Origin of the sequence: Colwellia piezophila ATCC BAA-637 (assembly GCF_000378625.1) — a bacterium.
Lineage (GTDB): Bacteria > Pseudomonadota > Gammaproteobacteria > Enterobacterales > Alteromonadaceae > Colwellia > Colwellia piezophila.
In genome coordinates, this window is record NZ_KB905186.1 from 1 (window position 1) to 20,051 (window position 20,051).

Below are 20,051 nucleotides of genomic sequence, written 5' to 3' on the forward strand. Positions count from 1 at the left end.
TGAAGTGCAAATGTACGCAGGAATTGCACCGGTGACTCAGAGGAGTGGTCAAAAATCATGGGTACACTGGCGTTGGCAATGCTCTAAATTCTTAAGGCAATCGTTCATAGAATGGTCAGCTAAAACTGTCTACTCATCATATTGGGCTGGGTTGTACTACGCACAGCAGCGTCAGAAAGGCAATTCACATCAGTCAGCGGTGAGAGCTTTATCATTTAAATGGATACGTATTTTATTTCGCTGCTGGAAGTCGAGAACACCCTACAGTGAATCTAAATATTTGAAGTCACTCAGAGATAGAAAATCGCCATTATTAGTCTTGGAAACCGTTGACGAATGACTCAGGGCGTGAAGCGGACATTAGCATTTAACCTGTAGCGTTGATTCTGATTAGAATTTATATCGATAACGCTCATTAAGAGGCAATAAAATAGTTAGTTAAAATAAGCGACGATGGAGCAAGAACCACTCTTTTTTTGTCCTTTTGAGTGACTTATTCATGTAATTCAATAACCAGTTTTAGCGTTAGTTACAAATTACTCTGCAATACAGACCTTATTTCGTCCCGTCTTCTTTGCTTGATATAAAGCTGCGTCCACTCGAGTAAGAGACTCTAACATATCAACATTTTGGGCTGGCATACTTAACACCCCAAAACTTGCGGTAAAATTAATAATCGTATTCTGCTCATTTATCGTTAAATTAACTATAGCTGTACGAATTTTTTCCGCCAATAAAACTGCATTTTTCTCTGTAATATCAAATAATAAAATACAAAACTCTTCACCACCTTGCCTCATAATAATATCGTTTTTACGCGTATACCTGCTCAATAGATCACTTAACACAACAAGCACTTTATCCCCTATTGCATGGCCATATCGATCATTTATAGACTTAAAATGATCTATGTCTAACGCTAAAAAAGCCACATTATCATTTTTTCTGACAGCCAATGCCAGTTGAGAGTTTGATAGCTCTTCAAAACCTCTTCGGTTATACAGCCCAGTCAGAGGGTCTTTTATAGAAAGCGTCTTCAGTTTTAGTTGAGCTTCTATGCTGTAACTCAAAATCAAAGATATACCGACTATTGAATTAATCGTTGCGAAATAGTACCGCCAAAACTCTACGTGTAAAACAAACTCATGGTCACTCAATGTTTTATAAGCTGCAAAAGATAAAAATAAAAAGACTAAGGAGGTTAATGCGACCGATAATAATTTATCACCAATATTATTAAAATGTGGTCGGTTCCAAGCGTTTTTCGCTGACAAAATAATAATAGGTATGAAGTAAATAATGGCGGCTAACAAGCCACTAATTTTCCAATAACTGCTAGAAGAAACAGAATGAATTAATAAAAGTATCGCCAATATCGCACAGCTATTCAATAGCTTATAATTTGAACTTTTAGATTGTCGTATTTCTCCAGCGATAAACAACAGATAAAACAATAGAACTGAAGAGCCAACAAGAACCAGCTTAAATTGGCTAATACTTATATATTGAGCCACCCAAAAAATGCAGCACATACCAAAATAGCATGTATAAAAAAATTGGCTTCTATCGTCTTCACCTTTAGTACTCCGATAAATAAAATACATAACAAAAGTGAAGGTAAATGACGTAATAATAACTTGTGCGTTATAAAAACTAAATAATTGTTCCATAGCCTACGTATTACTACTAAATCAAATCATTATTATACTTCAATATAATACTTAGAAAAACAAAAAAGGTAGAACTATATTACAAATGTACTAAGATTGAATGTTGCTCTTTCTTGGTAATTTTACTTACCACTAGCTTAAACGAATTATCTATAAGCCTTAGTACTTCACCAGTAGGTACACTGCCATCAAAATAAACCGATACCCAATGTTTTTATTCCTGTTCTAATTTTTATTGTAGCCGAATGGTTCACTATATAGCATTACACCTTCCCAATAACTTTCTCTAGCAAAATTGTTGAAGTGGCATAGTAAATTTTGCCAGCTACTTAGAGATGTTATTATGCATCTCATAATAGATACATTAGAAAATATAGGTCAACAATGTTGAAGCTAACGTCTTCAATGCGCACAAAGTGAACTTAACAGTAGCCTTTTAAAAACCACAGCTAGAAATGAGCCTCTCCTCAATTATTTCCAAAAAATCAGATTGCGTTTAGCTTTAGTAACTAAATTATGCAGTTAGCTGATAATACCGCTTAGTGACTTTCTAACACTGGCGACAATAGCTCTTACACACTGCATCCGTGAATAATTAGGCCTAATAACTAACGAGATGCCACGCACTGGCGCAGGGGCTTGAAACTCGCCATAGTGAATAGTATCGCTAGCTACATTGCCTTGCGTTGCTAATGCCGGTAATAAAGTAATACCCATGCCGCTAGCCACCATATGACGTAGCGTTTCTAAACTGGTTGCTTGAAAGCTATTATCTTCTTTAGCGCCGGCAGCGAAACAGTAGCCCATGGCTTGATCTTTAAGGCAGTGACCGTCAGCTAAAGTGAGGATCTTCTCACCTTGTAAATCTGACAGTGATAATATTTTTTTATTGGCAAGGGGGTGGTTCTTTGGCGTTGCTAACATCAGTGGCTCGTCAAATAACTGGTAAGACTCAAACTTCTCCATTTCAGCCAGGTAAGGTAAAATCAAGACATCTAACTTACCTTCATCTAATTGCTGTAATAGCACTTTGGTTTGATTTTCATGGAGAAAAAAATTGATATTAGGCAAGGTGGTATTTAAGTCTGCCATGATGTGGGGCAATAAATACGGTGCTAGTGTCGGGATTAAACCAAGATGTAAATCGCCTGCAAAGGGGTCAAGCAAGGCTTTTGCGCGAGACTCAAATTGTCCCGCCGCCTGTAATACATTACGGGCCTCTTTTACTAGCTCCTCACCTGCTGGGGTCAGCATGACATTACGTCGGTGGCGCTCTACCAGTTGCAACCCTAGTTGCTGCTCCAGTTTCATTAACTGACCACTTAAGGTTGGCTGGCTAACAAAACACGCTTGCGCCGCTTTACCAAAGTGTTTGTGTTGCTCGATGGCTGTTAAATATTCTAAATCGCGTAACTTAATCATAGCTAAAGCCTATCAATTAATATAAAAAAAGAGCTGTAGACTATGGTAATAGTTTCATCAGATGAAAGCTAGCCAAGCGCCAGCCAAATACCAACGCCAATCATCAAGCTACCGGCAATACGGTTCATCCACTTGATATTATCGCCACGACTTAGAAAGATCCGTAGGCTCTTACCGCCGGTAGCGTATGCCATCATACTGGTAAACTCGGTGAGCATGATTACGGCTAATAACACCATCAACTGTGGCGCTACTTCGCGTTCAACATTGATGAAAGGTGGCAGCAGGGATATCATAAATGCCCAACCCTTGGGATTGGCAATCGCAGTCACTAGTCCTTGTGAGAATAAAGCCTGGCGACTGACATCGCTTAAGGTACTTTTGCCTACTGACATTTTCCCCTTAGCTCGCCACATATTAATGCCGATATAAGCTAAATAAGCGCCGCCTAGCCATTTCAACACCTCGAATATCTCAGGGTAGTTAAGCATGATAGTCGCGACACCTAGTACAGCCGCAACGGCAACAATAGCAACTCCTATTAATTCGCCTATCATCATCCACATCGTGCGACGAACACCAATACTCATACCTAAAGTCATGGCTAAGGTCATGCACATACCGGGTGTTATCGAGACAAAAAAGAATGTGGGAATAAATACCGCAAGCACAGCTAAATCAGGCATAAAAGTATCTCAAAGTGGAAAGACAAAAATTCGCTAACACTCTAACAAATTACTGGGTCTTGGATTAAAAATTGCGATGAATTATCGTATAAAAGAGCTAGATGTTTTTCTGAAGAGTTTTATTGGGAGGTGGTTTAGAGTTGAAGATTAATACTGGATAATCATTACCGTGAGGAGCGCATGCTCCTCGCCAGTAATCATTAGTCATTGCTTAACGCAACATGGTAAACCAACCCATAAGCATAGGCAGTAATGGCATAGCTACCATTGCCCCGATAATCATTACGATATTAACGGCAGAGGTAGAGTCTTTAAAATCTTCTTCGTGGTGTGTCATGGTCTAATTTCCTATACAACAAGTAATCGACTAAAAATATGGCGCGGATTTTAGCCGATATTGTTAACTATGGACAGGAAAATTTGCTCTAAATCGAATAAATACCGTCCACAAACTAGCGCTTTTAAGCATAGGGAAAATGCTTGTCACTTGATCCCCTTATAAAAACTCACCATGTTCACTAAATCATCACCATACTAGCAATGAGATAAGCTACCAGCGTTAAGGCGCCGCCAACGAGAGCATAAGGCATTTGAGTTCTAACATGTTCAAGTAAATCACAGCCTGAAGCAATAGCTGAGACATTGGTGGTGTCTGAAATTGGCGAACAATGGTCACCAAAAATACCGCCACCTAGGATTGCCGCAATAACCAATGAAGGCGGTAAACCAAGGGCTTGAATTAAGGGTACACCAATAGGGATTAATATCGCGAAAGTTCCCCATGATGTGCCCGTGCTAAAGGAAATAATGGCCCCCGCTATAAATAACATAGGAACAACAAGCACCAACGGCAAGTGCTCACTGACGATTCCTGCGATAAAGTAGCCGGTACCTAACTCTTTTAAGCTTGCGCCCAAGGTTAACGACAATAATACAATCGTCACTAACGGCAGTAATTCAGAAATACCTTTAAAACCAATATCCACTAATTCTTGATGTTCAAAACGTTTATGGAACCTTAATAAACAGTAGCTAACGCCGACAGCTAAGAAGGTTGCATAAAGTACTGATTTACTGCCACTGCCTTGAGTAATATCGCCGTTGCCACTCCAATACATAAAAAAGAACATACCAAGGATCATGCTAAGTAATGGCACCAACATAAAGCGGGCTTTAGTTGCCGGCACTACCGATTGAATAACGCCACCTTGGGGTAATCCTGCCGATGCTACTTGTGCTGATGTAGATGATGATAGTTGTGTCGAAGAGTTTAATGCGGCACTCGCGTTGTTATCATTAGCTTTATTGTGCACATCAGAGTCAACACCCGCAGCACGTAACTCAGCCAATTTCATTGGGCCATGCACTCGGTCAGTTACCACAGTGTAAAGTACCAGCAACAAAGCAATAATCGCATAGAAATTAAAAACTACTGAGCCCCATAAAATAGAAACCGATGATTGCCCTAAATCATAGTTATTGAGTAAGGCGAGCACATAAGCGCCCCAACCATTAAGTAGCACTAAAATACATACTGGTGCACTGGTGCTATCGATAATATACGCTAGGCGTGCTCTGCTCATTTTAAATTTATCGAATAAGTCGCGAGATAAGATACCCGCCGTCAGAATGCTCAGGTTTGATTCAATAAAAATAACCATACCGGTAAACATAGTTAAGCCACCGACTTGCCTTTTGCTCTTAGCTACCCCTTTGTTTACCAATTTTTCAACCGTCGCGGTAACTCCGCCAGAATCCCTAACATAGGCCAATAAAGCACCGATCATTAGGCTGAATATTAAAATACGAGCGTTACCGGCAGAGCTAACAACACTAATAATGCGTTCAATGAAGCCAATAAAACCATAGAAGATAGCAGTACTTTGATGTTGCGAGGCTAATAATAACTCTGAGGTGAATACTGCAGACAGTAAGGCAAGAATGACTTCTTTTTTCCAAATCACGATAATAATAGCAACCAAAGGAGGCAGCACTGATAACCATTCCATAAAAAACCTTAACGCATCATTGTAAGAGTTATACCAAAGCGAAATTTAGCTTATACCAAGTACATTAATTAATTGACCACTTAGCGAGAATTAAAAGGCATAGAGGCAAGGCATTGATTGAAGAGAATGGTTATTCAGGAGAATATGCTCCTGCATTCTCTAAGAAGCTACATCCATGTAGCGTCCTTGTCGAAATCAATAACGACGCATGTAAGCCTTTTAAACTCGCCCTTTGGGAGTTTATTAGCAAACTGATAACGGCGCAAAATTAAAGAAATATAGAATAACTATGTTTAAGTAATTTTGCTTGTTCTAAATTCGCTAATATAACTCTAAGTTGATCAATATATTAGTGTAATTGGTATTAATTGGTATTTGATAGGAGCAGTGTGTCAAATAGCTAATACCAAATCAAGTAAGTTTATTGCCACTCAGAGCTTGTCAGCGGTTTGAGAACAAATAGAGTTTTTTTATATATAGTTATTTCTATATTAAGGAAATTCTGTGCCGTTATCGAATTGGTATAAAGGAGATTCAATATATTCGAGAGGCTAATAACAATTCTAAGAATAAAAAACCCGACAAATTGTAAATTTTTCGGGTTTGTTACTATTTATTGAAAATAGGATGACTAGTAGTAATCATCTTCTTTATTGTGTGCTTGTGGATCTTCGATTATATCGCTGATATTAACTTCGAAGTTATTATTATTATTAGAATCAACCATATAAATGGTATGGGTTGAGCCATCAACCCAGGTGACAGTACCACTGCCTTTGCTACTGCCACACTTCATACCAATATGAATATCTTTAAATTCCATAAGCCCTCCTCAATTAGAAATTCCCAAAGTGTGCTGAGTTAGAGTTCAGCATTTTAAGATAGTTCATTTTTTAAACACTCAACCTTTGATTATAGTATTGAAGTGCTGAAATTCCAGTTCTTTGTAACTGAAATTAAGTGGGGATTGTGAATTAAGGTAAATAGGTATTACCTAAAGTACAGCTTGCGCTAGCGCCGGTTACCGCTGGCATATTACTTATTAAGTCATGATCAAAAGCATAGGCTAGCCAAGCAAAAGCCATCGCTTCAAGAATATCGCCATCGAGGTTGACTGCCTGCATAGTATTGACTTCAAAAGTCGAAATGGTAGCCGTTAACCTCTGTTCAAGTGCGGCGACTAACGCTGCATTATGTACACCGCCACCACATAAATAGACTTTGCCTTGCTGAGCCAAGGCGAGAATGTCAGCACTGATACTTTGCGCGGTAAACGCTAATAAGGTTGCTTGGATATCGGCAGGACTAAGTGCTAACTCTGCTGCCTTGTCAAAAATCGATAATTGCTGGGTAAGCCAATCAAGATTAAAGTATTCTCTGCCAGTGCTTTTCGGTGCCCTGCTTTGGATATATTCATCTTTCATGAATTGACATAACAATCCTTGATTCACTTGGCCTGTTGACGCCCAAGCCCCAGCTTTATCAAACTTATCGGCACTACTATGATGATGCGCTAAAAACCAATCATCGAGTAAAGCATTACCCGGCCCAGTATCAAAGCCTAAAACAGTATTGTCAGAGCCTTGTTTTGGTAAAAAGGTAATATTAGCAATGCCACCAATATTGACGATAAAATTGGCATCAGTTTGATCAGTAAATAACTGTTGATGAAAAATAGGGACTAGCGGCGCCCCTTGCCCCCCCAATGCCATATCTTTACGTCGAAATTGTCCAACGACACGAATCCCAGTTAACGTCGCCAGAGTTTGGCAACAGCCTATTTGTAAGGTAAAAGGGTTATTGCCGCTAGGGCGGTGACGAATCGTTTGTCCGTGATTACCAATAGCAATAATGTCGCTAGCTTGGAGTTTCTCCTGACTAAGCAGCGCTTTAATCGCTTGCGAAAATAACTGGGCCAGTTCGACATCCAAATGAAAAGCTCGATCAATTTCATTGCCACCTGGTTGATAAAGCGCGGTGATTTTATCGCTAATAGTGCCGTTATAGTCTTGATAAAAGCTCGCCACTAATCGTGGTTTTTGTACTGAGTCATTAAACTCAACTAGCGCTAAATCAATGCCATCAGCACTGGTACCTGACATTAAGCCAATATAGTACTGACCTTGCGCCGAGCCTATCTTACTCATCATAAGGAGCTAACTCACTGTCTTGTGTTGAAAGTAACGCATTTTTAGCTCCTGATAAGGTGGCTAGTCGCTCTTTCGCTAACAAGGTAAACTTAGCTTTGTATTTCTTGGCAATAGGTCTCGCATCAGGCAGTTTTACCGTACGTGGATTGCGATGCACGCCATGTAATAAAAATTCATAATGTAAATGAGGTCCCGCAGCTAAACCTGTCGCACCAACATAACCGATAGTTTGCCCCTGCTTTACACGTTGTCCTTTTTTAACGGCTGCCCGTTTATAAAAGTGCAAGTACTTAGTCACTATGCCATTACCATGCTGAATAAACACATAATAGCCATTGTACTTACTATAAGCGGCGTGGGTTACCGTACCATTACCCGCAGCAACGACTGGCGTACCTTTTTTCGCGGCGTAATCTATACCATTATGCGATTGCACGCGTTTTGTTACCGGGTGACGGCGATTACGCTTAAAGCTAGAGCTGATGTATTTAAAGTTAACTGGCGCGCGTAAAAAAGCTTTACGCATGCTTCTTCCATCAGGGCTGTAATACTCATTATCAGTAAAACGAATCGCTTGAAAGACTTCACCTTGGTTGGTGATTTCTGCCGCTAAAATATTACCAGGTCCTATATACTCGCCTTCAACATATTTCTTTTCATAGGTAATATGAAAACTATCGCCTTCACGTATATCTAGACCAAAATCAATGTCCCAACCAAAAATATTGGCAAAGTTAATGATTTGGTTATCGTTTAATCCAGCCTCTAAACCAGCATTCCAAAAACTCGACTTAATAGTGCCATAAGTAAAACTTTCTCTTATTTCTACTTGTTTAGATTCTCGATAGGATTGATAACTGTCGCCAACTAAGTTGATAAATAAGGTATCAGTTTTAGACAATGGATATTCAAGTGCAGCTAATTGCTGCGCTTCATTATGAGCAATACGTAACTTATCACCAACATTCAGTCTTTTTAATAACTTATTGCCTTCACCTTTGGCTGTACTCACCGCATACGTTGTTTGTGCACTAAAACCTAGCCGTTTTAATATAAGCGCTAAGGAATCACCACTACGTACCTTAACGGTTTGCCAACTCAAGTGGGCAAGTTGGTCTAATGAATCATGTATTTTAACTTTACGTGCTAATTTACCCGTCGCTAAACTGCCCGCTTGCTGAGCACTGCTTGAGTTGGCTAACGATGGCAACTGCCCAGTTGTCGCCTTAAGACTGTTTTTTTGCGGTAAAGCACTTTGTTTTGGCACCGAGCCACTGGGTACTATGCTTTCGGGTAATGCTATCTGAATGCGCTGCCCTATTTTAAGATCTACAGCATCAAGATTTTCATCCTTCGAAGGAATGATTAATAATAAGAGTAGAAAGCAGCTACTCGCGATAATTATCCAGCGATGCTGCTTGGGTAGGTTTTGGAATATTTCTAATAATTTTTTTAACAAAGTACGACTCGAAATCTTCATAGCAGGAAAAAATAAATCTATAACAAATATAGACATTGCCATGACTATATCAAAACTTCAGCAGAAATACCGCTATAACTCACCGCTATAGTTATGGAAATTCGGTAAGAACATAAACTAAAGTTAACAGACTGATATTGACTAAAGGTGCGGATTAACTGATGAAAAGAAAAAACGAGTGGTTCACTTTAAATTACGCTCATAATCTGGGCAATAAATAATGAATGCCCTAGGCTTTTTTCCTAGCCATTGCTCAGGGTAGAACAAAGAAATGCCTATAATGTTGCCAAGTTATTGTGCTAATAACTCGATTTCGCCACAAGATCTCTATTTCTTTACTAAAAAAGCCATTTTAAGCTTTTATCCTACCGGCAAAGTGCAGTAGAATTCGACCATTAAATAAACTTTACCTAGTCAATATAACCACTCACTTATCGAAACATTGTTGCCTTGTTATCAGTGCAACAGCTCAGTAGTTATCAATTATTTATCGGCTAAGTAGATAAAACCAGTCAATGGAGTCCTAGATGACCGATGTTAATCAAGCATTTGCCGAGCTAAAACGCGGCGCAGCAGAAATATTAGTAGAAGAAGAGTTATTAGCAAAACTTAAAACCGGTAAGCCACTTAAAATTAAAGCCGGCTTTGATCCAACGGCTCCTGACCTACATTTAGGCCATACTGTTCTGATAAATAAACTGAGAACCTTTCAAGAACTTGGTCATGAAGTGATTTTCTTGATTGGTGACTTCACCGGTATGATTGGTGATCCAACGGGCAAAAATGTTACCCGTAAGCCATTAACCAAAGAAGATGTTTTAGCCAATGCTGAAACCTATAAAGCGCAAGTTTTTAAAATATTAGATCCGGCGAAAACCACCGTAGTTTTTAACTCTACTTGGATGGAAAAACTAGGCGCTGCCGGTATGCTAAAACTAGCTTCTCGTCAAACGGTTGCCCGTATGATGGAACGTGATGATTTTAAAAAGCGTTACGCCAATGGCCAAGCAATTGCCATTCATGAATTTATCTACCCACTAGTACAAGGTTGGGATTCTGTCGCTTTAGAAGCAGATGTTGAACTGGGCGGCACCGATCAAAAATTCAACTTACTTATGGGTCGTGAATTACAAAAATCTGAAGGTCAGCGTCCTCAAACTGTATTAATGATGCCGTTGCTTGAAGGTTTAGACGGCGTACAAAAGATGTCAAAATCATTAGGTAACTACATAGGTATTACGGATAGCCCAACAGAAATGTTTGGTAAAATCATGTCTATTTCTGATGTTTTGATGTGGCGCTATTACGAATTACTCAGCTTTAAGCCACTAAACGAAATTGAAGGGTATAAAACCGATATTGAAAACGGTAAAAACCCACGTGATGTAAAAATTGATTTAGCTAAAGAGCTTATTGCCCGTTTCCATGATGAAGACGCTGCTCAAGCGGCCCATGATGAGTTTATCAATCGTTTCCAAAAAGGTGTTTTGCCTGATGATATGCCTGAACTAACCATTACCACTGAAAATGGTGAAATCGGCATTGCTAACTTGCTTAAAGAAGCAGGCTTAGTGACCAGTACTTCTGATGCTTTTAGAATGATCAAACAAGGTGCCGCTAAAATTGATAGCGAAAAAGTCACTGAGCGTAGTTTAGTGATTGCTGCAGGCACAACGGCAGTTTACCAAGTAGGTAAACGTAAGTTTGCTCGTATTACTGTGGCATAAAGATAGAGATTATTGTTATTCAGGTGATTGCTACTAAGATTATTGTTACTAGGGTCTGTTGATCTTTCAGGGTTAAAATTTATTCAATTTAAAACGGGCTTAATCGCGGCGCGAGCTTTGTATCATAGTTATTCTATTAAATAAGCGAGCAACAAGGAGTAAGTTCGTTTTAAATGAACCCAAAGGGCAGCACTTGTTTGAAATTTATACGGCGTTATCGCATGTTCATGTAGCCAGCTACACTTCACATGCTCTGCCTTGCCTAAATATCAAACATGTTGTTGTAAAAGTAATCTCGAAAAATCAACAGACCCTAAGGTAGCCGCTTAAATTAACTTTATCACTCATTAACCCATACTCAAAAAACCAGTCGCCGTGACTGGTTTTTTTTCGCGACTAATAACCCTCTAATCAAGAGATAAATAGCTTTTAGCTCGCTAAGCTATTAATAAACTCATCGGTATCAATTCGAAAATAAAAGTCATAGTCACAGCTTGGCCTCAAAAAATGACAGTAGTGCCCATTGCTGCCGTTTTCAGATTGTGCTTTCTCTCGAAGTTCTTGGCAGTATTTAAAAACCACTTATTCATTCTAGCTACGACTAAACCACTGCAAAACATAATGTTCTTTGACTAAAAGTCGCCATTAGTAAGTCGTTATCGGACGAGTAAAGCAGAGATTAAAACTTCAAGCTATCAATGTGATCTATAGCAATAACCACACTTTATCTAATGATTTAAGCGACATTTAGCCCTTTTACATTTATTTACATAGCTTGATCTACATCAAAACGGCTAAAAAACACAAGCGTACACTGTGGACATATTATCGCAGTTGCTTATTTTATTGTCGCACTGCTTGAACACAGAGCCGGGACGGTTTCATGTTAATTAGCAAAATCTTTGGCGTATTATCACGCTTTAGCAAAAATACAGTTATCACACTCAAAGGTCTATTGACCCAAGTACTGGTACTTTTTATATGTGTGAGCATGCCCGCCCAAGCACTCTTTGTTAGCCCACCTAAAGATCCCATGCCGCTTATTAAAGAGATCTTTGCTGAACAGACTAAAATTAGTGCAAAGGTTGCCGCCAAAGAAGGGGGTTCACTGGTTTGGACCATTTACGGGCAAGGAGCTAAAGACCAAAACATTATTGGCTATGCCTTTGAAACTAACGATTTAGCTAAAATCCCTGCCTATTCGGGCGAACCGGTTAATATGTTAGTCGCGATTAGCCCTGAAGGAGTTTACCTTGGCGTTAAGGTATTAGAACATCACGAACCTATCATTTTAGCGGGTATTCCAGAAAGTAAACTTCATGCCTTTACTGATCAATACGAAGGCTTAAAAGTAAGTGACCGATTAAAAGTAGGTGGCAAGAAAACTGATGGCGTTGTGCATATTGATGGCCTATCCGGCGCTACGGTAACGGTTATGGTTATGAATGTTGGCATTGTAAAATCTGCCACTATAGTAGCGCGTGAATTAGGCATTATCAGCGCCAGCCAAGAAGCTATTCAGCCTATGGGTACAATCTACCCGGATGTGTTTGAAAAGTCCGATTGGACCAAATTAACGGGCGATGGCTCAATTCGCAAGTTGTATTTAAACAGAAAAAGCGTTGATGAAGCTTTTGTCGGTACTGAAGCCGAGCATGTTGAAGAAGCAGCCACTGAGCAGAAACAAGATATGTTTGCTGAAATTTATTTTGCGCAATTAAATATCCCCACCATTGGTCGCAATATACTGGGCGATAGTGAATATGACTATGTGGTGTCTTCACTAAAACCGGGCGAACATGCTCTCATGTTAATGGGCAGGGGTTATTCATTTAAAGGCTCAGGTTATGTTCGTGGCGCTATTTTTGACCGTATCCAAATATTACAAAACGGTGAAGCTATCTCATTTAGAGATTTAGATCATAGCCGAGTGCCCGATATTTATATAGAAGGAGCGCCAAAATTTAAAGAACGTTCAATATTTATTGTTCGTGAAAACCATGTCTTTAATCCCGCTTCAGACTGGCAATTAGAATTACTAATTCGTCGACAAACAGGACCATTAGAAAGTATTTTCACCAGTTTTAAAGCGAATTATCACACCTTAGATCATTATCTAGATCGCCCAGCACTGATTATGCCAGCACCTGAAAAAACCTTAGTGCAACAAGTTTGGCAAGAAAAAGAAGCCGAAGTGATTGTGCTATTTATCTTACTAGCAATGTTATTAGCTGTTTTGTTCTTGCAAGATATTCTAGTACGCCACCCGACTTTCATGCACAACTTCCGCCACTTGTTCTTGATTATCACCGTCGTCTTTATTGGTTGGTCTTGGGGTGGTCAGCTATCTATTGTTAACGTATTTACCTTCTTACAAGCCTTAATGTCTGATTTTTCTTGGGACTTATTCTTGCTTGATCCGGTAATTTTCATTCTTTGGGGAGCTGCGGCGGTAACCATGATTTTATGGGGCCGTGCCGTCTATTGTGGCTGGTTATGTCCCTTTGGTGCCTTACAAGAATTGATTAACGTTTTTGCACGTTACATTAAAATCCCACAATTTGAACTACCTTGGGCGATACATGAACGTTTATGGGCAATTAAATACCTTATTTTATTAGCCTTGTTTGGCATGTCGATGGAGTCATTGGCAACCGCTGAGCAATTTGCTGAAATTGAACCTTTTAAAACCACCTTCTTATTAAAGTTTGATCGTGAATGGCCATTTGTCTTATACGCCAGCGCTCTGCTTATTATCAATATATTTAACCGAAAATTCTTCTGCCGCTATTTATGCCCGCTTGGTGCGGCGTTATCTACCAGTAACAGCATCCGGTTATTTAGTTGGTTAAGGCGTCGCCCAGAATGTGGTCAGCCATGTAAAACCTGCGCTAAAGAATGTGAAATTCAAGCGATTAACCCTGATGGTGAAATAAACATGCGTGAGTGTCATTACTGCCTAGATTGCCAAGTGACTTACTTTAACGAAGAAAAATGTCCGCCATTGAAAAAACTAGCCAGAAAAAAAGCCCGTTTCGATCAAGATAATAAAGAAAGAGTAATAGAAATCACCGAAGTCGCTTAATTGATTACTCAATCAAGTGAGCTAGCTAACTAATTTAAAAATAAAGTGGAGAATACCAATGCGTAAAGAAGAGTTAAATATTAACGATAACTCCAATGAAGTTACCTTGGAAAGTAAAGAACGTCGTAATTTTTTTAGTAAAAGTGTGCTACTTGGAGCCGGTGTTATAGCGGCACCTATGACCGCAGCTATGTTTGCCTCAACTGCCCAAGCTGCAAGAAAAGAAGCGGCCATGAGTTCAGTGGTTCACCCAGGTGATTTGGATGAATACTACGGTTTCTGGTCGGGTGGTCACTCAGGTGAAGTACGCATTATGGGCGTACCATCAATGCGTGAATTAATGCGCATTCCAGTATTTAATATCGACTCAGCGACGGGTTGGGGTATTACCAACGAATCAAAAGCCATTAAAGGTGATGATTATTTAGCAGGTGATTGTCATCACCCACACATGAGTATGACTGACGGTCGTTACAACGGTAAATACGTATTCATTAACGATAAGGCCAATACTCGTGTTGCTCGTATTCGTTGTGATGTGATGAAAACCGATAAAATTTTACATGTGCCAAATGTGCAAGCAATTCACGGTTTACGTGTACAAAAAGTACCTTATACTAAGTACGTTATTTGTAATAGTGAATTTGAAATTCCCATGAATAATGATGGAAAAGCATCATTAGAAGACGTTAGCACTTACCGCTCATTATTTAACGTAATTGACGCTGAAACCATGGAGATGGCTTTTCAAGTCATGGTTGACGGTAACTTAGATAATACCGATGCAGATTTTGACGGTAGATATTTTGCTTCAACGTCATACAACTCAGAAATGGGCATGAACTTAGGTGAAATGATCTCTTCAGAACGTGATCACGTCGTAGTATTTGATCTAAAACGTTGTGAAGCTGCAGTTAAAGCCGGTAAATTTAAAACTTACAATGGCAACGATGTACCAGTATTAGACGGTCGTAAAGGCTCAGATTTAACACGTTATATCCCAGTACCTAAATCGCCACATGGTTTAAATACTTCTCCTGATGGCAAATACTTTATGGCCAATGGTAAGTTATCACCAACGGTAACCATCATTTCTATTAAGAAATTGCCTGATTTATTTAACGATAAAATTAAGCCTCGTGATACCGTTGTTGGTGAACCAGAAGTAGGTTTAGGTCCATTACATACCGCCTTTGATGGTCGAGGCAATGCCTACACTACTTTATTCTTAGATAGCCAAATAGCTAAATGGAATGTAGAAGATGCGATTAAAGCCTATAACGGTGAAAAAGTTAACTATATTATCCAAAAATTAGACGTACATTACCAGCCAGGCCATAACCATACTTCACAAGGTGAAACCCGTGACGCTGATGGTAAGTGGTTAGTGGTATTATGTAAGTTCTCTAAAGATAGATTCTTAAATACAGGGCCACTTAAACCTGAAAATGATCAGTTAATTGATATTTCTGGTGATGTGATGAAGTTAGTTCATGATGGCCCAACTTTCGCTGAACCACATGACTGTATTATGGTGCACCGTAGCAAAGTTAAACCTAAAAAAGTTTGGACGCGTGATGATCCTATGTTTGCTGCAACCGTTGCTATGGCGAAAAAAGACGGCGTAAACTTAACGTCAGACAACAAGGTTATCCGTGACGGCAAAAAAGTACGTGTTTATATGACTTCTGTTGCGCCAGTCTATGGTATGGAATCGTTTAAAGTGAAATTAGGCGATGAAGTTACTGTTGTGGTAACTAACCTTGATATGGTTGAAGATGTTACTCATGGTTTCTGTATGACTAACCACGGCGTGCAAATGGAAATTGGTCCGCAAGCTACTGCTTCTGTTACCTTTACTGCCGATAAGCCAGGCGTACAATGGTTCTACTGTAACTGGTTCTGTCATGCACTACACATGGAAATGCGTGGCAGAATGCTGGTCGAGACATAATTCACTTAGCACTAAAGTAATTTAATCTTCTCGGTTGGAATCCAAAGCCCAATACTCTCTTAAAGAAAGTGTTGGGCTTTTTTATTTAAACGCCAGCAATATAAGCCCAAGCTAACGGCAAGTTACTTAATCGAGATCAATTGATTTTTATCTAATAATGGTATTCTACGCTTAGTTACCATTTTAAAGATTTACTGCTGTGATTTTCTTCAAAAAAACACTTATTGTACTGTTTGTTTTCGCCAGCTTTTATGGCCAACAAATAAACGCGCAAGAAATTCAATTATCTGCCAGTGATAACTTACAACAGACTTTAGATAACAGCCAAGATGGCGATGTTATTACCTTAGCTGCCGGCCAGTATTTGGGTAATTTCATTATTAGTAAACAAATTACCTTACGCGGCACAGGCATAAAAGGTGACGTAGCTATTATTGACTCGCAAAACAAAGGTCATGGTATATGGCTAAAAAACTCTCACATTACCATAGAAAATCTAACCATTATCAATTGGGGTGATGACTTAACCGAGCAAAACTCAGGCATTTATTCTCATGATAAAATTGCGAATAAAAAAGTCCCCCATTTAACTATCAAAAATAATATTTTAATCGGTGATGGTTTTGGTATTTGGCTAAATCAAGCAGATAAAGCCACTGTCAGCCATAACCGCATTCAAGGTAACTTAGCACTGCGCTCTGCCGATAGAGGCAATGGCATTCAAATAGCAAATGTCACTAACAGTCATATTTTTCATAATGAAGTCAGTGAAACTCGCGATGGCGTTTATGTTATTTCTAGCCAGAATAATATGATTGAACAAAATACCATGCACCATTTACGCTACGGTATTCATTATATGTATTCGTACGATAACACCGTAAAAAACAATATTGCTTATAGTACACGCGCCGGTTACGCCTTAATGAGTTCTCGACGTTTAACCATTACCGGTAATAAAACCACCGACAGTGAAGATTACGGATTTTTACTGAACTTTATTACTCAATCTACCTTTAGCAATAATCATATTAAAAACGTCTGGACTAAACCAGAAAACAAAGTGCTTGGCCGTGATGGTAAAGGCCTATTTGTTTATAACTCTGGCTACAATACCTTAACAGGCAATATTATTGATAGCGCAGAAATTGGCATACATTTAACTGCTGGCTCAGAAAACATCAAGATTTACGGTAATAGTTTTATCAACAATCCCACACAAGTAAAATATGTTTCCAATAAAAAACAAGAATGGAGCAAAGACGGTAAAGGTAATTATTGGAGCAATTATTTAGGTTGGGATATGGATAATAATGGCATTGGCGATATCATTTTTGAGCCAAACGACGGTATAGATAAACTTGTCTGGCAGTATCCTGAAATGAAAATGATTATGGACAGTCCTGCTATTTTAATTTTACGTTGGGTGCAAAGGCAATTTCCGGTACTGAAACCACCTGGCATAAAAGATAGTCACCCGTTAATGCTGCCTCATTTTATCCACGCGGATAAAAATGAAAAACCGCTATCGCTAGTAAGCAATAAAACGCCAACCCGTTTAAAGGAAGAGTCCTTATGAATACCCCCTTAGTATCACTGATTGAGGCAGGAAAAAGCTATGGCTCGTTAGACGCATTACAGTCGATGACCATGAGCTTAAATGAAGGCGAAGTGATGGGTCTATTTGGCCATAATGGCGCCGGTAAAACTACCATGATGAAACTTATCTTAGGCGTTATTTCACCAAGTCGCGGCAAAGTTGAAGTGATGGGCATGGCTCCTGACTCAAAAGAGGCGTGGCACTGTCGCAGCAAGGTTGGTTATTTACCTGAAAATGTCAGTTTTTATGAGCAACTCACCGGTTTGGAAGTACTCACTTATTTCGCCAAACTCAAAGGGTTTACTGGTCAAGGGGCTAAAAAACAAGTCACTGATTTATTAGAGCAAGTTGGCATTACTCATGCGATGAAAAGGCAGGTAAAAACCTATTCAAAAGGTATGCGTCAACGCTTAGGGTTAGCACAAGCTTTTATTGGTCAGCCTAAATTATTATTACTTGATGAGCCTACGGTGGGTTTAGATCCTATGGCTACTCGCGATTTTTACAAAACCGTTGATCAACTAAAATCAAACGGCTCTAGCATTATTTTATGTTCACATGTTTTACCCGGTGTTGAGCAACATATTGATCGAGCAATGATAATGTCAACGGGACAATTACTGGCCATGGGCACTTTAAGTGAATTACGCCAACAAGCGGCTTTACCCGTAGCAATCAAACCCTCAGGCTTAAACGGCTCTGTGGCAAGTGACCGTAAACTCAAGCGCTTTTTAACGGCTGCCTGCCCAGATACTTTATTGGTACCTGAACAAGAAAAAATCACCGTATTAAGGCAGTTATTGAGCCATGATGGTTTAGAAGATTTACAGGTAGAAGCCGCTAATTTAGAACAAGTTTATCAGCATTTTCTCTCTTTACATGGGAAGCAACATGAAAAGAAACATCAAAGTTCTTTGCCCGCATCCGGAGTTCAAAGCTAATGAGACAAATACTTACTGTTGCCAATAAAGAATTTCATGATGGTTTAAGAAACCGTTGGTTTATTTCTATTACCCTTATTTTCGCCTTACTTTCTATTGGTTTAACCTACTTTGGCGCCGCCGCTTCTGGCGCTGTTGGCGTGACTTCGCTATCAACCACAGTGGCCAGTTTAGCCAGTTTGGCGGTATTCCTTATTCCGCTGATTGCGTTACTGCTTAGTTATGACAGTTTTGTCGGCGAGCAAGAAAGTGGCACCTTATTATTGCTATTGACCTATCCGTTAAGCAAAAGCCAATTATTACTGGGTAAATTTATCGGCCAAGGCAGTATTATCGCCCTAGCGACCCTATTAGGCTTTGGCGCTTCCGCAGTATTACTGTATTTCCAACTCGGAGATATTGAAGTGTTAACTCGCTTCGCCGTATTTATCTGCAGTGCCATTTTACTGGGCTTAAGCTTTACTGGCATTGCGTATATAATTAGTTTATCGGTTAGCGAGAAATCTAAAGCTGCAGGTTTTGCCTTAATCACCTGGTTCTTATTTGCCCTTGCCTTTGACTTGGCTTTATTAGCCTTATTAGTTGGCGTAGAACAAGGCATTAGTCAAACGGGTTTAACGCAATTAATGATGCTAAATCCTGCGGATATTTTCCGTCTAGTCAACTTGTCCGGGCTGGATAGTAGTGATGTTAACGGTGCGCTGGCTGTTGCCATTAATGCTAGCCTTTCACAAGGACAGTTATTCACCGCGTTAATTGCTTGGGTTGTTCTACCCTTGACCCTAGCTATTTTTATTTTCAAAAGGAAGAAACTTTAATGCTTACCATTGCCAAAACTCTTGCCCTTATATTGTGCTTAGCTACGTCCTTAACTATGCTATCCGCCTGTTCAGATAAAACAGCACAACAAAAAACTATTCACCAAGCAGTTGCTATGGAAAGCAGTGATGAATGTCACCTATGTGGCATGCTTATCACCCATTTTGATGGTCCTAAAGGGGAAGTATTCCGAAAGGAACAAGGTGATAAAGTTTTCAAGTTTTGCTCTACCCGTGACCTGTTTAGCTACTATTTAGACCCTGAGAACACCCGTAATATCAGCCAAATATTAGTACACGATATGAGTAAAATGCCGTGGGGCAGTGACAGCATTGATGATAAACATTTTATTGATGCTAAAACCGCTTGGTTTGTCACCGGCTCTGAGAAAACCGGCGCCATGGGGAAAACTTTAGCCAGTTTTAGTTTACAAATTGATGCTCAAGCTTTTGCAACTGAATTTGGTGGTAAGGTGCTTAGTTTTAAGGATGTCAATCAAGACAGCCTT

General features: G+C 39.5%; 16 protein-coding genes. 8 read left to right on the forward strand and 8 right to left on the reverse strand.

The features are described from left to right. The coding region (locus tag F580_RS25230) for a transposase (RefSeq protein ID WP_019030133.1) at positions 1-340 on the forward strand (340 nt) is incomplete at its 5' end. Between the two features lie 196 nt (positions 341-536). Here F580_RS25230 and F580_RS25780 read toward each other — a convergent pair. The 8 genes from F580_RS25780 to F580_RS0123145 all read right to left on the reverse strand — a co-directional run bounded on the left by F580_RS25780 (position 537) and on the right by F580_RS0123145 (position 9,453). Then, positions 537-1,670 (reverse strand): GGDEF domain-containing protein, encoded by a 1,134-nt coding sequence (locus F580_RS25780; protein ID WP_019030134.1) that lies wholly within the window; start codon positions 1,668-1,670, stop codon positions 537-539. Between the two features lie 522 nt (positions 1,671-2,192). Beyond that, positions 2,193-3,092, reverse strand: coding sequence for a DNA-binding transcriptional regulator OxyR (oxyR, locus tag F580_RS0123110; protein ID WP_019030135.1), 900 nt, complete (start codon positions 3,090-3,092; stop codon positions 2,193-2,195). 68 nt (positions 3,093-3,160) lie between these two features. Continuing rightward, positions 3,161-3,778 (reverse strand): LysE family translocator, encoded by a 618-nt coding sequence (locus F580_RS0123115; protein WP_019030136.1) that lies wholly within the window; start codon positions 3,776-3,778, stop codon positions 3,161-3,163. A 211-nt stretch (positions 3,779-3,989) separates the two neighbouring features. Continuing rightward, a complete protein-coding gene (locus F580_RS27195; protein ID WP_019030137.1) occupies positions 3,990-4,115 on the reverse strand; it encodes a hypothetical protein in 126 nt (41 codons plus the stop codon). 181 nt (positions 4,116-4,296) lie between these two features. Continuing rightward, positions 4,297-5,787 (reverse strand): Na+/H+ antiporter NhaC family protein, encoded by a 1,491-nt coding sequence (locus F580_RS0123125; RefSeq protein WP_019030138.1) that lies wholly within the window; start codon positions 5,785-5,787, stop codon positions 4,297-4,299. Between the two features lie 631 nt (positions 5,788-6,418). Continuing rightward, entirely contained in the window at positions 6,419-6,610 is a 192-nt protein-coding gene (locus tag F580_RS0123135; protein ID WP_019030140.1) for a hypothetical protein, read from the reverse strand. A gap of 151 nt (positions 6,611-6,761) precedes the next feature. Further along, the gene (locus tag F580_RS0123140) at positions 6,762-7,937 is read right to left on the reverse strand and encodes an anhydro-N-acetylmuramic acid kinase (RefSeq protein ID WP_026301625.1); all 1,176 of its coding nucleotides are present in this window, start codon (positions 7,935-7,937) and stop codon (positions 6,762-6,764) included. Continuing rightward, positions 7,927-9,453 (reverse strand): OapA family protein, encoded by a 1,527-nt coding sequence (locus tag F580_RS0123145; RefSeq protein ID WP_245560679.1) that lies wholly within the window; start codon positions 9,451-9,453, stop codon positions 7,927-7,929. The genes F580_RS0123140 and F580_RS0123145 overlap by 11 nt, the downstream gene beginning before the upstream one ends. Before the next feature lie 491 nt (positions 9,454-9,944). On the opposite strand from F580_RS0123145, the gene tyrS reads away from it, so the two are divergent. The 7 genes from tyrS to F580_RS25245 form a co-directional block, all read left to right on the forward strand. Beyond that, positions 9,945-11,144: a tyrosine--tRNA ligase gene (gene tyrS / locus F580_RS0123155; protein WP_019030144.1), complete on the forward strand. Its 1,200-nt coding sequence runs from the start codon at positions 9,945-9,947 to the stop codon at positions 11,142-11,144. A gap of 883 nt (positions 11,145-12,027) precedes the next feature. Beyond that, positions 12,028-14,229, forward strand: a complete 2,202-nt coding sequence (gene nosR, locus F580_RS0123160; protein ID WP_019030145.1) for a transcriptional regulator NosR — start codon at positions 12,028-12,030, stop codon at positions 14,227-14,229. Positions 14,230-14,287: 58 nt separating this feature from the next. After that, positions 14,288-16,183 carry a TAT-dependent nitrous-oxide reductase gene (nosZ, locus tag F580_RS0123165; RefSeq protein ID WP_019030146.1) on the forward strand — a complete coding sequence of 632 codons (1,896 nt, stop codon included), beginning with the start codon at positions 14,288-14,290 and terminating at the stop codon, positions 16,181-16,183. Positions 16,184-16,382: 199 nt separating this feature from the next. Further along, entirely contained in the window at positions 16,383-17,762 is a 1,380-nt protein-coding gene (locus tag F580_RS0123170; RefSeq protein WP_019030147.1) for a nitrous oxide reductase family maturation protein NosD, read from the forward strand. Further along, the gene (locus tag F580_RS25240) at positions 17,759-18,724 is read left to right on the forward strand and encodes an ABC transporter ATP-binding protein (protein WP_019030148.1); all 966 of its coding nucleotides are present in this window, start codon (positions 17,759-17,761) and stop codon (positions 18,722-18,724) included. The genes F580_RS0123170 and F580_RS25240 overlap by 4 nt, the downstream gene beginning before the upstream one ends. Beyond that, positions 18,724-19,542 (forward strand): ABC transporter permease, encoded by an 819-nt coding sequence (locus F580_RS0123180; RefSeq protein ID WP_019030149.1) that lies wholly within the window; start codon positions 18,724-18,726, stop codon positions 19,540-19,542. The genes F580_RS25240 and F580_RS0123180 overlap by 1 nt, the downstream gene beginning before the upstream one ends. Next, the coding region (locus F580_RS25245) for a nitrous oxide reductase accessory protein NosL (RefSeq protein ID WP_019030150.1) at positions 19,542-20,051 on the forward strand (510 nt) is incomplete at its 3' end. The genes F580_RS0123180 and F580_RS25245, both read left to right, overlap by 1 nt.